At 68.5% G+C, this 14270-nt stretch carries 15 protein-coding genes and 1 pseudogene; 11 read left to right on the top strand and 5 right to left on the bottom strand.

Annotation, left to right across the window (positions count from 1 at the left end):
• Positions 1 to 6 precede the first annotated feature (6 nt).
• The 3 genes from HWX07_RS07255 to HWX07_RS07245 are packed head-to-tail and all read right to left on the bottom strand — an operon-like array spanning position 7 to position 3096.
• Complete coding sequence (locus HWX07_RS07255) at positions 7 to 1827, bottom strand: alpha/beta fold hydrolase (protein ID WP_175875768.1); 1821 nt, start codon at positions 1825 to 1827, stop codon at positions 7 to 9.
• Positions 1824 to 2570, bottom strand: a complete 747-nt coding sequence (locus tag HWX07_RS07250) for a beta-ketoacyl-ACP reductase (RefSeq protein WP_175875767.1) — start codon at positions 2568 to 2570, stop codon at positions 1824 to 1826. Before HWX07_RS07250 ends, HWX07_RS07255 begins: the two co-directional genes overlap by 4 nt.
• Entirely contained in the window at positions 2560 to 3096 is a 537-nt protein-coding gene (locus HWX07_RS07245) for a hypothetical protein (RefSeq protein ID WP_027809175.1), read from the bottom strand. Before HWX07_RS07245 ends, HWX07_RS07250 begins: the two co-directional genes overlap by 11 nt.
• A gap of 188 nt (positions 3097 to 3284) precedes the next feature.
• Here HWX07_RS07245 and HWX07_RS07240 point away from each other — a divergent pair, with 188 nt between their 5' ends.
• The 4 genes and pseudogenes from HWX07_RS07240 to HWX07_RS07225 all read left to right on the top strand — a co-directional run bounded on the left by HWX07_RS07240 (position 3285) and on the right by HWX07_RS07225 (position 5790).
• Positions 3285 to 4124, top strand: a complete 840-nt coding sequence (locus HWX07_RS07240) for a universal stress protein (protein WP_175876151.1) — start codon at positions 3285 to 3287, stop codon at positions 4122 to 4124.
• Between the two features lie 41 nt (positions 4125 to 4165).
• A pseudogene (locus HWX07_RS07235) lies at positions 4166 to 4387 on the top strand (acetate kinase); the annotation flags it as partial.
• A gap of 69 nt (positions 4388 to 4456) precedes the next feature.
• Entirely contained in the window at positions 4457 to 4960 is a 504-nt protein-coding gene (locus tag HWX07_RS07230) for a universal stress protein (RefSeq protein WP_175875766.1), read from the top strand.
• Positions 4957 to 5790, top strand: a complete 834-nt coding sequence (locus HWX07_RS07225) for a universal stress protein (RefSeq protein WP_175875765.1) — start codon at positions 4957 to 4959, stop codon at positions 5788 to 5790. Before HWX07_RS07230 ends, HWX07_RS07225 begins: the two co-directional genes overlap by 4 nt.
• A 51-nt stretch (positions 5791 to 5841) precedes the next feature.
• Here HWX07_RS07225 and HWX07_RS07220 read toward each other — a convergent pair whose 3' ends face one another.
• Positions 5842 to 6312, bottom strand: coding sequence for a universal stress protein (locus HWX07_RS07220; protein ID WP_175875764.1), 471 nt, complete (start codon positions 6310 to 6312; stop codon positions 5842 to 5844).
• A 324-nt stretch (positions 6313 to 6636) separates the two neighbouring features.
• Between HWX07_RS07220 and HWX07_RS07215 the strand changes: the two genes are divergently transcribed.
• Entirely contained in the window at positions 6637 to 7284 is a 648-nt protein-coding gene (locus HWX07_RS07215; RefSeq protein ID WP_175875763.1) for a response regulator transcription factor, read from the top strand.
• 303 nt (positions 7285 to 7587) lie between these two features.
• Positions 7588 to 8361, top strand: a complete 774-nt coding sequence (locus tag HWX07_RS07210; RefSeq protein ID WP_175875762.1) for a helix-turn-helix domain-containing protein — start codon at positions 7588 to 7590, stop codon at positions 8359 to 8361.
• Between the two features lie 26 nt (positions 8362 to 8387).
• Here HWX07_RS07210 and HWX07_RS07205 read toward each other — a convergent pair whose 3' ends face one another.
• On the bottom strand, positions 8388 to 9377 hold the full coding sequence (locus HWX07_RS07205; RefSeq protein WP_175875761.1) for a zinc-dependent alcohol dehydrogenase family protein: 990 nt from the start codon (positions 9375 to 9377) through the stop codon (positions 8388 to 8390).
• 172 nt (positions 9378 to 9549) lie between these two features.
• Here HWX07_RS07205 and HWX07_RS07200 point away from each other — a divergent pair, with 172 nt between their 5' ends.
• The 5 genes from HWX07_RS07200 to HWX07_RS07180 all read left to right on the top strand — a co-directional run bounded on the left by HWX07_RS07200 (position 9550) and on the right by HWX07_RS07180 (position 14168).
• Entirely contained in the window at positions 9550 to 10551 is a 1002-nt protein-coding gene (locus tag HWX07_RS07200; RefSeq protein WP_175875760.1) for a nitroreductase family protein, read from the top strand.
• A 49-nt stretch (positions 10552 to 10600) separates the two neighbouring features.
• Positions 10601 to 10936 carry a c-type cytochrome gene (locus HWX07_RS07195; RefSeq protein ID WP_175875759.1) on the top strand — a complete coding sequence of 112 codons (336 nt, stop codon included), beginning with the start codon at positions 10601 to 10603 and terminating at the stop codon, positions 10934 to 10936.
• A gap of 22 nt (positions 10937 to 10958) precedes the next feature.
• The gene (locus HWX07_RS07190; RefSeq protein WP_175875758.1) at positions 10959 to 11948 is read left to right on the top strand and encodes an LOG family protein; all 990 of its coding nucleotides are present in this window, start codon (positions 10959 to 10961) and stop codon (positions 11946 to 11948) included.
• 138 nt (positions 11949 to 12086) lie between these two features.
• The gene (locus HWX07_RS07185; protein ID WP_175875757.1) at positions 12087 to 12311 is read left to right on the top strand and encodes a hypothetical protein; all 225 of its coding nucleotides are present in this window, start codon (positions 12087 to 12089) and stop codon (positions 12309 to 12311) included.
• 108 nt (positions 12312 to 12419) lie between these two features.
• Complete coding sequence (locus HWX07_RS07180) at positions 12420 to 14168, top strand: SulP family inorganic anion transporter (protein WP_175875756.1); 1749 nt, start codon at positions 12420 to 12422, stop codon at positions 14166 to 14168.
• Positions 14169 to 14270: the final 102 nt, after the last annotated feature.

Raw genomic sequence — 14270 nt, 5'->3', positions numbered from 1 at the left:
CTCCGTTCATGTTTCGAGTACGTAGGCGCCGGGCGCCGCCGCGAAGCCGGCGGCCGGCGTACGGGCCGGCACGTCGCCCGACGAGCGCGCGCGCAACCAGTCGCGCCAGCAGGGCCACCACGATCCGTCGACCGCCGGCGTATCGCGCATGAAGTCGTGCGGGCTGCGGTAAGCCGCGCCGGGTTCGCGCGTCGCGCACCGATAATGGCGCCCCGGATGGCCCGGTTCGGACACGATGCCCGCGTTGTGCCCGCCCGACGTCAGCACGAACGTCAGCGCATGGTGCGTGAGCAGATGGAGCTGGTAGACGGATCGCCACGGCGACACGTGATCGCGCTCGGTGCCGACCACGAACGTCGGCACGTCGATATCCGACAGCGCGACCGGCCGCCCGTCGACGCAATACCGGCCGGCTGCCAGCTCGTTGTCGAGAAAGAGCCGCGTCAGGTATTCCGAATGCATGCGGTACGGCATGCGCGTGGTATCCGCATTCCACGACATCAGGTCGTTGGGCTTCGTGCGCGTGCCGAGCAGGTATTCGCTCATCATCCGCGACCAGATCAGGTCGCGCGCGTTCAGCAGTTCGAACGCGGCGGACATCTGCGCACCGTCCAGGTAGCCCTGCCGCCACATCAGCGCGTCGAGCGCGGACAGCTCGCTTGCATCGATGAACAGCCCGAGCTCGCCGGGTTCGCTGAAATCGGTCTGGGCCGCCAGCAACGTGATCGAGCGCAGCGCGTCGTGCTGCCGCCCGTCGCGCGCCAGCGCCGCCGCGGCGATCGCCAGCAGCGTGCCGCCCAGGCAATAGCCGACCGCGTGGACCGCTTCGCCGCCGATCGACCGCGCGGCGTCGAGCGCCGCGATGCAGCCGTCGCGCAGATAGTCGTCGAGCCCGAGGTCGCGCGATTCCGCGCCGGGGTTGCGCCAGGACACGGCGAACACCGTATAGCCCGCGTCGACCAGGAAGCGGATCAGCGAATGGTGCGGCTGCAGATCGAGGATGTAGTACTTCATGATCCACGACGGCACGATCAGGATCGGCTCGCGCCCCACGCGTGCCGTCGTCGGCGCGTATTGCAGCAGCTCGCACAGCGCGTTGCGCCAGACGACGCGGCCCGGCGTGATCGCCACGTCGCGACCCGGCAGATACGCGCGCGGATCGCGGGCCTGCGTGCCGCTCGCACGCTCGACGAACGCGTTCGCGTCGTCCAGCCAGTGCCGGAAACCCGCCGCGAGGTTCGCGCCGCCGCTGCGCATGGTCGCGTCGAGCACGACCGGATTGGTCGCCAGGAAATTGCCCGGCGAACAGGCGTCGAGCCACTGTCGCGCGGCGAATCCGACCAGTTCCTCATGATGGCGTTCGACGCCCGGCACGCCACGTGTCGCGTCGCGCCACCAACGCTGGATCGACAGGAAACCGTCGCGATACGCGCGAAACGGCCAGCCGCCCCACGCGGGCGCGGCGAAGCGCGGATCGGCGTCGCCGGCGTGCACGGCCAGGCCGCGCGACTCCGCCTCGTCAGCCTCGCCGTCGCGCCCGCTTGCCGTCGGCGCCACGGCGCCCAGCCACGCCTGTGTGGCGAGCTCGAAGCCTTTTCCCGGCGCCACCGCCAGATGCGCGCCCCAGTCGAGCATCGCCAGCGCCAGCGATACGGGCGACAAGCCGAACGTCAGTGCGGCGACATGCGCGTGCGCGGCACGGTTCCACTGTTCGGCCGCGCTCATCCGGGCCGGCGCGCATCGCGTCGTCGCCGGCGCGCGCCCGTCGTCGCCTGCCGTCGGCGGCGATGCCGGCGCGAGCGGCGCGCGCAGCACGGAGCCGTTCATCGCAAGTACATTCCGCCGTTGACGTCGAATTCCGCGCCGGTGGCGAACGCACCGGCATCGGAGCACAGGAGCGCGACGAACGCGGCGATTTCGTCGGGGTCGCCGAGCCGCCCGGCCGGAATCTGCGGCAGGATCTTCGTGTCGAGCACCTCCTTCGGCACCGACTCGAGCATCGCGGTCGCCAGATAGCCGGGCGATACCGTGTTGACCGTCACGCCATGCCGCGCGAGTTCGAGCGCCAGCGTTTTCGTGAAGCCGTGGATGCCGGCCTTCGCGGCCGCGTAGTTGGCTTGCCCGTACGCGCCTCGCGAACCGTTGACGGAGCCGATGTTCACGATGCGCCCGAAACCCGCGTCGATCATGCCGGGCACGAACGGCTTCGTCATGTTGAACATGCTGTCGAGATTGGTGCGCAGCACCGCGTCCCACATGCTCTTCGTCATCTTCACGAAGGTGGCGTCGTGCGTGACGCCGGCGTTGTTGACGAGCACGTCGACGCGCCCGAATTCCGCGAGCACGCGCGCCGCGCAGTGCTGGCACGAGTCGTAGTCGGCCACGTCCACTTCGAACGCATGAAACGTGCGGCCCGCGTCGCGTTCGTGCGCGAGCCACGTCGCGACGTGGTCGTTGCGCTCCGTGTACGACACCGCCACCGTCATGCCGGCGTCGTGCAGGCGACGGCCGATCGCGGCGCCGAGGCCGCCCATTCCGCCCGTGACGAACGCGACGCGCTTAGCGGACATGATCGTGCTCCCGTTCGCCTGCGATGCCGTTCAGGCGGCGCGCCGCGAGCGCCCCGTTCGTCGCGCCGCCCGCCTCCTCGATCCCGCGCTCCAGCGCGGCCATCCAGTCGGCCCACGGCATGCTGGCTTCGTTGATCACCGCGAGCCGCTCGAGGTCGGGCAACCAGTCGGTCTGATAACGCGTGAGCGCACCCGAGCCGTATTCGCGCAACCAGGTACGCCACGCACTCGCGTGCTCGAATTGCGCACGCATGCACAGCTCGGCGGCGTCCTGCCAGATCTCGACGCTCGCGATCGCGTAGTCGCTCGTCACCTGCCGGCCAGCCTCGGCGAAGGCCGTCCACTCGTTCGTTTCCGCCAGCGCCTGCTGAAGGCGCCGCACCGCGGTGCGGTCGCGCTCGATGCGCCGCCCTGCCAGCGCATGCCATTCGTGTTGCCAGTCGCGGTTCAGCGCGACCATGCGCAACGCGAGATCGCAGCCCGCGCGCCAAGCGCCGTTCGGTGTCGTCAAAGCATCGCTACTCATCGGCTTCCCCTTTCGATCGGATCAATGGGTTCGCATCCGCGTCGCGCCGCCTGCCCGGCCTCGGCGTCTCGACCGCTTCACTGTGCGGGTATCGCGCACGGCCGCCGTTGATCTGAGTCAAGCGCGTGGAAACCCTGCTTCGTAGACTGGATTGCACTGGCGGATCACCCGTCGATGGAGCGAATCCGATGAGCTACAAGAGCATGGTCGTGCACCTCGATACGAGCACCCGCGCGCATTCGCGTCTCGAGTTCGCGTTGCGTCTCGCCCGGCGCTTCGGTGCGCATCTCACCGGGCTGTTCGCGGTCTACACCCCCGAGCCGCATTCGTTCTACGTGATGGCCGGTTCCGTCGACTATTTCCGCGCGCACCGCGAACAGCGCGACGAGCGGCTCGCCGCGCTGGAGCGTCTGTTCCATGCTGAGACGGCGCGCGCCAAGGTGCCGGCAACCTGGATTCGCGCCGACGAGCGGGCGAATGTCGCCGTACCGCGCGCCGCCCGTCTCGCCGATCTGGTGATCGCAGGCCAGAGCGACCCGAACGATCCCGAGTCGTATATCGACGACCAGTTCCCGGAGAACCTCGTGTTGTCGGCCGGCCGCCCGGTGCTGTTCTGGCCGTACACCGGAGAATTCCCGTTGATCGGCGATCGGGTTTTCGTCGCATGGGACGGCAGCCGCGAAGCGGCGCGCGCCGCGCACGACGCGCTGCCCTTTCTCGAGCACGCGAAGCGCACGACGGTCGTCGCGGTGGTCGACGGTCATTCGGAGGCCGCGGCCACGCGGATTCCGGCCGCCGATGCCGCGCTGATGCTGGCGCGCCATGCGCACGACGTGAACGTGCTCGACATCGATGTCGGCGCCGGCTCGTCCGTCGGCGACACGCTCCTGTCTCGCGCCTATGAAACGGGTTCCGACCTGCTGGTCATGGGCGCGTATGGCCATCCGCGCTGGCGCGAGCTGTTGATGGGCGGCGCCACGCGCACGGTGCTCGCGTCGATGACGCTGCCGGTGCTGATGTCGCACTGAGCCGCCCGATGCGCACGCTCGCGCTGCGCGTCGCCAATATAGGCATCGGCGAGCACTCGGCCGTGTTGCGCGGGCGGATCCGCGCATCGCTCGGCTGGTTCGGCCTCGGCATCGACGTGCGTGCGAATTCGGACGATGCGCATGTCGTGTCGTGCGCATCGTGCGCATCGAGCGCGGTCGCGGCGGTCGTCGAGCCGACCGACGAAGCGTGGCTCGCCGCGCGCGCCGCGGAGGGCGTGCCGCGCGGCAACCGGGACGCTTGATCCAGATCAGCGCCGTCCGCGTGCACGCGCCGATGATGGTTTCATCCACATCCGTTCAAGGGAACTGCCATGTACTCGAACATTCTGGTCGCACTCGACGGCAGCGACACGTCGTCCCGTGCACTCGACGCCGCGCTGAGTCTCGCGGCGCAAACGGGTGCGCGGCTGACACCCGTCTACGTCGTCGATTTCCTGGTGCCGGCCTACGACATGTATGGATACGATCCGTCGATCCTGGTCGATTCGTTCCGTGAAGAAGGATTGCGCGTGACCGAGGACGCCGCGCGGCGCATGAAGGCGCGCGACGTAGCCGGCACGCCGCGGATTTCCAACGTCGCGCCGGCAGGCGAAGACATCCCGCACCGGATCGTCGGTCTCGCGGGCGAGATCGGCGCCGATCTGATCGTGATGGGCACGCACGGCCGGCGCGGCTTTCAGCGCATGTTCCTCGGCAGCGTGGCCGAACGCGTGCTGCGTGTGGCCAAATGCCCGGTCCTGATGATTCCGGCGAGCTGCGCAGCAAAGGCGTCCGCCGACGTCACGGCCGCTTCCACCGAAAAGGAACCGTCATGAGCTACAAGACCCTGCTCGTCCACCTCGACGACAGCGATCGCTGCGCGACGCGCGTCGACCTCGCGCTCCAGCTCGCGGGACGCTGGAACGCGCATTTGATCGGCCTCTACCTGGTCTGCCAGGATCTCTTCGAACCATTGCGTCGGCCCGACGAACCGCTGAAGCTGGCCGTCTACGAGCGCCTGTGCGACGAGCGGCGCAAGGAGGCGGAAGAACGCTTCCTGGCAGCCGCCGAACGCGCCGGGCGCAGCGTCGAATGGCAGGCGCCGGCCGGCAATGCGACCGATGCGGCGATCCTGCATGCACGCCATGCCGATCTGCTGGTGCTCGGCCAGGAAGATCCCGACGATCGCATGACCTACGTGGCGCGCCATTTCGTCGAGGACGTCGTGATCGGCAGCGGCCGTCCGGCGATCGTCGTGCCGTATGCGGGCGACCTGCGCACGTTCGGCGAGAACGTGCTGATCGGCTGGGACGGCGGGCGCGAGGCCGCACGCGCGATGGCCGACGCGCTGCCGTTGCTCGGCCGCGCCCGCTTCGTCAACGTCGAGACGGTCGTCCGCGGGCACCCCGATCCGGACCGCACCCCGGCCGGCGTCGACCTCGCCGCGTATCTCGAACGGCACGGCGTTCGCGCGTCGTTCTCGACGACGCCGCGCGAGCGGGCGGTCGGCGTGGGCGGAACGCTGCTGAACCGTGTGACCGATCTGCATGCGGACCTGCTCGTGATGGGCCTGTACAGCCATACCCGCGCGCATGAGCGCGTGCTCGGCGGCGCGACGCGCACGATCCTCGAGACGATGACGGTGCCGGTGCTGCTGTCTCACTGAGCCGTCGACTATCGGGCAGCCGGTCGCGGCTGCCCGCTTTCGTCACAATCGTCACAACACGGCCGCACCCGCGCCCTGCCCCTCCCGCACGACCAGCACCGGCCGGTCGGCGATGCGCACCAGCGATTCGGCGACGCTGCCGAGCAACGCGCGGCGCATGCCGCGACGGCCGTGCGTGCCCATCACGATCAAGTCCGCGTCGCATTCGGCGGCCGCTCGCGCGAGCGCCGACGACACGTCCTCCCCACACGCGTCGATCGCCTGCGCGGTGCCGCGAACGCCGCACAGGCGGAACGCGGTCTCGGCGTCCGCCACCGCGATCGCGGCCTTGTCCGCATCCAGCCCGGCCGGGTCGCGCCGCTCGATATAGCCGCTGTCGACGTCCGTCGGCCGCGGCGCGTCCGATACCACGCACACGGCGACGATCAAGCCGCCCGACTCACGGGCGAGCGCGATCGCCTCGTCGAGCGCGAGCCGCGAACCGCGGCTGCCGTCGAGCGCCGCAAAGATTCGTGCATACATGAAGCCTCCCTGTTGCCGTTCGGTGTCGATGAGCCTGCCCGACCAGTCTGGGCGCGACGCGCATCGTCCGGTTGACGCCGGTCAAGCCCGCGCGCCGACAGCCGTACGCATCGGTCCCGATTGGCGAATACCGGCAAAACGCGCACAATCTCCGCGCATCGGACACGCTTTTGATGCGACCCTTTGAAGAGACATCGTCCGGTCATCGACGGCAGCCATCATGTCCGCCGTTCGGAATCGGACGATCGCCACGTTCCGGTCGGAGCCGGATCGACGAACGCCGACGCGCGCCGGCCCCTCGCGAGCCGGCAAAGGATGCACGCCATGATCCGCGTACTCATTGCAGACGATCACACGCTCGTCCGGGACGGCCTGCGGCACATCCTGCAGAACGCCAACGATTTCGTCGTGGCGGGCGAAGCAAACGACAGTGCGTCGACGATCGCGCTGATTCGTGGCACCGAGGCCGAGGTGCTGGTGCTGGACCTGTCGATGCCCGGCCGCAACGGCATCGAGCTCATCAAGCAGATCAAGGACGAGAAACCGGCGCTGCACATCCTGGTGTTGACGATGCACGCCGAGCAGCAATATGCGGTGCGCGCGTTCCGCGCCGGCGCATCGGGCTACATGACCAAGGAAAGCGCGAGCGCCGAACTGGTCGCCGCGCTGACCAAGATCGCGGCCGGCGGCGTCTACGTGAGCCTGACCATGGCCGAGCAATTCGCGCAGAGCCTGAACGAACCGACCGATCTCCTGCCGCACCAGCGCCTGTCCGATCGCGAGTTCGACGTGTTCCGGCGCGTCACCACCGGCGAGTCGATTTCGGAAATCGCGCAGGCACTCTGCGTCAGCGTCAAGACGGTCAGCACGTACAAGACGCGGATCCTCGAGAAGATGCAGATGGCCAACGATACGGCGCTCGTCCGGTACGCGATGCGCCACAAGCTGTTCGACGACCCGGACGAACTCTGACCGCGACAACCCGCCGCACCCTTGTAGGAATCGTCCTACAAACCTTCGCCATCACCTACCGCATCTTCAATTTCCGCTGATTTCAATCAAGCGTCCGGCTGTCCATACTTCGATCAAGAACAACACACCCGCGTGCCTTCCGGAGCTGCCCGGCCTTGCCCTCGCGTCGCGACGGCATCGTCGGCCCGCCGATCCGGTGCGGCGCCGATTCGATGAACCAGGCGGCCGCCTCCCGATCCGCCTGTACGACGGCCAGCGCAACCTCGACCGTGCGACCCGCTGCCGCCCCAACCGGAGCAGATCATGCAGAGCCATGCCGAAATTCCAACGACGGTGCCGTTGCACCCGTTCATTCCGCTGCATCCCGTCACGCGGACGGACCAGCCGAAGCGCACGTCGTCGCGCTGCTCGTCCTGCACGCTGCGCACCGTCTGCATGCCGCGGGAAATGACGCCCGACGAATTCGCGCGGGTCGACGCGATGATCTGCACGACGCGCCACGTCAAACGCGGTGAAACGCTGTTTCGCGCGGACGACACGTTCCACAGCATCTACGCGGTCAGAACAGGGTCGTTCAAGACCGTGATGATGCATCGCGACGGCAACGAGCAGATCACCGGCTTCCAGATCGTCGGCGAATCGCTCGGGCTCGACGGCGTGCACACCGGGCGGCACAACGGCGATGCGATCGCGCTCGAGGACAGCACGGTCTGCATCATCCCGTTTGGCCAGCTCGAGCAGATGTGCCGCGAAGTGCGGCCGATGCAGCATCACGTCTATCAGATGATGAGCGGCGAAATCGTCCGCGAATCCGCGCTGATGGTGCTGCTCGGCACGATGACCGCCGAGCAGCGCGTGGCCGCCTTCCTGCTGAACCTGTCCACCCGCTTCAAGGCCCGCGGTTACTCGGCCGCCGAGTTCGTGCTGCGGATGACGCGCGACGAGATCGGCGAATATCTCGGGATGAAGCTCGAAACGGTCAGCCGCATGCTGTCGAAGTTCCAGCGCAACGGGCTCGTCGCCGCGCAAGGCAAGCAGATCCGGATCGTGGATCCGGAAGGCCTGGGGCGCATCTGAGCGAATCGCGCGAGTACCGGACGGGATCAGCCGCGCACGCCGAGCACGGCGGCGCCGGACACGCGCCCCATGCGCAGGTCGTCCAGTGCGCGATTCGCATCGGTCAGCGCGTAGCGCACGGCTTCGACGCGCAGCGGCGTCGCGGCGGCGATCCGCATGAATTCGGCCGCATCCGCGCGCGTCAGGTTGGCGACCGACACGATCCGGCGCTCGCCCCACAGCCACGCGTACGGAAAGCCCGGGATGTCGCTCATGTGAATGCCGCCGCACACGACGATCCCGCCTTTGCCGACGGCGCGCAGCGCGGCCGGCACCAGTGCGCCCGCCGGCGCAAAAATGAGCGCGGCGTCCAGTGTTTCCGGCGGTGTTTCGTCGCTGCCGCCGGCCCACGCGGCGCCGAGTGACAGCGCGAGCTGCTGTGCCGCCGTATCGCCGGGCTTCGTCAGCGCGAACACCTTGCGCCCCTCGAAACGTGCGACCTGCGCGACGAGATGAGCGGCCGCGCCGAAGCCGTAGATGCCGATGCGACGCGCGTCGCCTGCCATCCGCAAGGTTCGGTAGCCGATCAGGCCGGCGCACAGGAGCGGCGCGGCTTCGAGATCGGAATAGCGCCGCGGCAAATGCACGCAATACCGGTGGTCGGCGACCGCGCACTCGGCATAGCCGCCGTCGATCGTATAGCCCGTGAAACCAGGGCTGTCGCACAGGTTCTCGCGGCCCGACGTGCAATACGCGCAATGCCCGCATGTCGAGCCGAGCCACGGAACGCCGATGCGATCGCCGACGGAGAACCCCGTCACGCCAGCGCCGAGCACGCGCACCGTTCCCACGATTTCGTGCCCCGGCACAAGCGGCAGCTTCGGGTGCGCGAGCTCGCCGTCGACGACGTGCAGATCGGTTCGACAGACACCGCATGCGTGCACGTCGATCAACAGCTGGCCCGGCGCCGGCAGCGGATCCGGCACGCGCGTCTCGCGCAAACGCGGCGCCGTGCCGTCAAACATCATCGCAAGCATGCTCGCCTCCTGCTCGATCGTCTTCGTGCTTCGCCGTCCAAGGCTAGTCCCAACGCATCGCGCACGCATGGCGCGATGACGGGCGCTTGATGTGGGTCAACGGCTGCCGGACGGTTGCTGACACGATGAAGTGGCATGACGCCGCCCGCGCGGCGTGCCAGGAGATAATCGAATGATATCCGTTCCCCCGCTTGCCGCAAGCGCCCATGTCGACGATCAATTGAAGTCGTTGCTGGCGTACGCGGTGCTGGCCCCGTCCAGCCACAATTCCCAGCCGTGGCGATTCATCGTCAACGGCGCCACGATCGCAGTCTGTGCGGACCGGGTCCGCGCCTTGCCCGTGGTCGATCCATTCGACCGCGAGCTGATCATCAGTTGCGGCGCGGCATTGCTCAATCTGCGCGTCGCGCTCGATCACGCCGGCCTCGCCCACACGATCAGCACGTTTCCGTCCGAGGTCGACCCCGATCTCCTTGCGCTGGTCCGGGTCTGCGACGACGGCTATTCCGATCCGTCTCTCGGCGGGCTGTTCGACGCGATCCAGGAGCGCGTCACGACACGCGCACCGTTCGAATCGACCGAGGTGCCCGACGCGATTCAGCGCGAGCTGATCGCGGCCGGCGTCGCGGAAGGGGCTGAGGTCGCGTGCATCGACTCGGTCACGCATCGCGCACGGGTTGCCGAACTGGTTGCGCAGGCCGACCAGCAGCAGTTCGCGGATCCGCGCTTCCGGCGCGAACTGGCGAGCTGGATCGATCCGCGCCGGCGCGTCGACGGCATGCCGGCGTTCGCGGCCGGCGTGCCGACGCTGCTGGACTTCGCGGCACCTGTCGTGACGATGGCGGTGCGGACGTTCGATCTCGGCAACGGTCTCGCCGCGCTCCATCACCAGCTCGTCGGCGCGTCGCCGTTGATCGTCTGCATCTCGACCGTGCGCGACGATCGCGAAGCGTGGCTGGCCGCGGGCCAGGCGCTGGAGCGGATCCTGCTCGTCGCGGCGCGCGCGGGCTGTACGGCGTCGTACCTGAACCAGCCGATCGAGACGGCCGCGCTGCGCGCCGACCTCGGCCGGACACTCGGGCTGCGCGGCGAGCCGCAGTTGCTGCTGCGGGTGGGCCGCGGCCCGCACACGCCGCATTCGCCCCGCCGCCCGCTCGACGAAGTGATCTCCTGAGCGTAACCGGCGGCGCTCCGTGCGCCTGCCGATCCGGACGAAAACAAACATGAACATCACGCGTTGCTTCGCTTTCCTTCTGATCGCCGCCATTGCCGACACGGCGGCCGCGCAGACGGCCGTGCCCGAGCCGACCGAGCTCGTCAACGCGCAGCACTGCATGTTTTGCCACACGCTCGACATGACGTTCCTCGGGCCGTCGTTCCACGATATCGCCGCGCGCTACCGCGGCGATCCTCACGCGGCCGCCGAGCTGGAGCGCAAGTTGCGCGTCGGCGGCCCCACGCATTGGGGCGACACGCCGATGCCGTCCGCCGTCGATCGCGGCGGGCCGCTGTCGGCCGACGACGCCCATCAGCTCGTCCAATGGGTGCTGAGTCAGTGACCGTGCCACTGCCTTCCCGCTGATGCCCACGATAGTCAAACGCGCTCCTGCCGGCACCGCGCGCGGCGGCATGAACGGCAAGCGGATACGCGAGCGGCCCGAAGCGACCGCCGCGCTCGACGACATCCAGCGGCCGTCTCGTCGGGCGCGGCATCTCGCCAGCAATCCGAACTGCACGCCTGCCGACGAAGATGCGACGTTGCTGCAACGGGCGGGCATGCGAGGTATCCGGCTCCAACTCGACTACTGGAAAGCCGAGGAGCGTTTGCAACATGAGCGCATCGGCCATGCCGTCGTGATCTACGGCAGCACGCGCATCGTCGCGCCCGCCGTCGCGAACGCACGGCTCGACGAAGCGAATCGCCTGCTCGCGCTGCGCCCGCATGACGCGGGCCGCCGTCGTGCCGTCGCGGTCGCCAGCCGTCTCGTCGAGCACAGCGTGTACTACCGCGTCGCACGCGAATTCGGCCGCATCGTCGGCGATGCCGACCGGCGCACGCGTACCGCGCGCCTCGCGATCGTCACGGGCGGCGGCCCGGGCATCATGGAGGCCGCCAATCGCGGCGCCTACGAGCGCGGCGCCCCGAGCATCGGCTTCAATATCGAGCTGCCGCGCGAACAGGCGCCGAATCCGTACATCACGCCGGATCTGTGCTTCCGGTTCCACTACTTCGCGATTCGCAAGCTGCACCTGCTCGAGCGCGCCAAGGCAGCCGTGTTTTTCCCCGGCGGATACGGCACGTTCGACGAGCTGTTCGAGGTCCTGACGCTGTTGCAGACGCGCAAGATCGCGCCGCTGCCGGTCATCCTGGTCGGCGCAGCGTACTGGCGGCGCGCCGTCGATCTGGCGTTTCTCGCGGACGAAGGGATGATCGACCGCCGCGACCTCGAACTGTTCACCTACTGCGAATCGGCCGCCGAGATCTGGCACGCGATCGGGTCCTGGTATGCACGGCGTCGCGCCAGACGGCCGGCCCGGCGAAGCCCTTCGCCGAAGCCGTCCGCCGTGTAGGAATCCGCCGACGGCCGCCGCTCGATTCCTACTGCAACTTCGGGACACGCCGATTGAATCGCGCATGCATGCCGACGATACTGAAATCACGGATCACGGCTCCCGGCACACCGATCGCGAGCCATCAGGAGAGACGCCATGTCACACGCTACCCAGCTTGTCGATTCGGGCAATCCGTCCGGTCAGCCCAATGCAGCTGCGCTCGATACGCTGGCATTGGTCGCCCTCGCCCGCGACGCCGGCATGCTCGTGATCCTCGACGGCCAGATCGGCAGGGAACGGTACGAAAGCGTGACGGGATCGATCGCCACGCTGGCCCGTTTCGCGCAGGCGCTGCAGCTTTCGGTGCTCAAGGCGGCATGAAGCCGGGCGCGGTCGGGGCCGTGCCGCGCGCTGACCGCATGCCGATGAACCTCCACCTCCCGGATCGGTCCGCCCCTTTCGCCCGGATATCCAGCGGATGAAGCGGCGATGAACCTGCCCCGTTCCGGACGCATCGCACGCATGTTCCCCGGTGTGGCGCTGCTCGCGAACTACCGGCGTGCATGGTTGTCGCGCGATCTCTATGCGGGCATCGCGCTTTCCGCCGTGCTGGTTCCGGTCGGCATGAGCTACGCGCAGGCCGCCGGCCTGCCGGCCGTCACCGGCCTGTATGCGTCGATCGCGGCATTGCTCGCCTATGCGGTACTCGGCCCGAGCCGCATCCTCGTCCTGGGCCCCGATTCGGCGTTGGCCGCGCTGATCGCCGGCGCCATCGCACCGCTCGCGGACCATGATCCGCAGCGGGCCGTCGCGCTCTCCGGCGCACTGGCGCTGTCGGCCGGTACGATCTGCATCCTGCTCGGGACGCTCGGCCTCGGCTTCGTCACCGACCTGCTGTCGCGCCCGATCCAGTACGGGTATCTGAACGGCATTGCGATCACGCTCGCCATCGGCCGCCTGCCCGAGCTGTTCGGCATGACCGCATCGGGCGGCGACGTGTTCGCCAGCGTCCCTCACATCGTGCATGCCTTCGTCGACCGCCGGTTTTCACCCGCTGCCTGCCTGCTCGGCGTCGGCGTGCTCGCGACCATTTTCTTGATGAAGCGCGTGATACCCCACTGGCCTGGCGTGTTGATCGCCGTGCTCGCAGCGACCCTGGCCACGCGCGTGTTGCCGTTGCACGGCATCGCGACGGTCGGCGCATTGCCGGCCGGCACGCCTGCCCCGCACCTTCCGGTCGTCTCGCTCGCCGACCTGACCGCGCTCGCGTCCGGTGCGATCGCCGTGGCACTGGTGTCGTTCGCCGATATCAGCATGCTCTCGCGTGCGCTTTCCGTGCGCGCGGGCGACACGCCGGACCGTAACCAGGAGCTGATCGCATTGGGCGCGGCGAATCTGCTGGCCGGCGTGACACAGGGCTGCGCGGTCAGCAGCAGCGCGTCCCGTACGCCGGTGGCGATCGCCGCCGGCGCGCAAAGCCAGCTCACCAATCTCGTCGCCGCCGCATGCATCGCGATACTGCTCATCGCCGCGCCCACGCTGCTGACGCTCGTCCCGCGCGCAGCGCTGGCCGCGGTCGTGATCTACGCCGCGTTCGGCATCGCCGACGTCCGCAGCGTCGTCCGGCTGTACCGGATGCGCCGCGGCGAATGCCTGATTTCGGTCCTGTGCTTTGCCGGGGTGATCGGCGTGGGCGTCGTCCCCGGCATCCTGCTCGCCAGCGCGCTGTCGCTGCTGTCGTTCGTGTGGCGAGCCTGGCACCCGTACGATGCCGTGCTTGGCCGGCTGTCGGGCGTGCGCGGTTATCACGACATCACGCGACATCCGGACGCCGTGCAAACCCCGGGCCTCGTGCTGTTCCGCTGGGACGCCCCGCTCTTCTATGCCAACGTCGAGATCTTCTGCGAGCATCTGCACGGGGCAATCGCGCGCTCGGCATGCCCGGTCTCGCGTATCGTCGTCGCCGCGGAGCCCGTCACCGATATCGACGTCAGCGCGGCGGACCGGCTCGTCGCGCTGTGCGAAGAACTCCGCGAGCAACGCATCGCGCTGAACTTCGCTGAAATGAAGGGGCCGGTGAAGGATCGCCTGCGCGCCTACGGGCTGTTCGACGTGTTCGGCCCGACCAGCTTCTTTCCGACCGTGACCGATGCCGTTGCGCATCACGTCCAGCGGAAAGGCGAACACCGCATGCGTTCCGCGTCATCGCCGCCCGCGCGGAAAACGACGGGAGGCTAGGGCCTGTTCACGCCAATAACGGGCTTGCGCTGGCCCTAGACGCTTGAATACGGGCGGCCGCCACGCGTATCGCATCGGGCCGGGAGGAGCGGCCGGTTTCGA

It is taken from the genome of Burkholderia sp. BCC0097 (genome assembly GCF_902832985.1).
Taxonomy (GTDB): Bacteria; Pseudomonadota; Gammaproteobacteria; order Burkholderiales; family Burkholderiaceae; genus Burkholderia; species Burkholderia orbicola.
The sequence above is the reverse complement of the archived record's forward strand: the minus strand, read 5'-3'. Positions and strand labels throughout refer to the sequence as shown.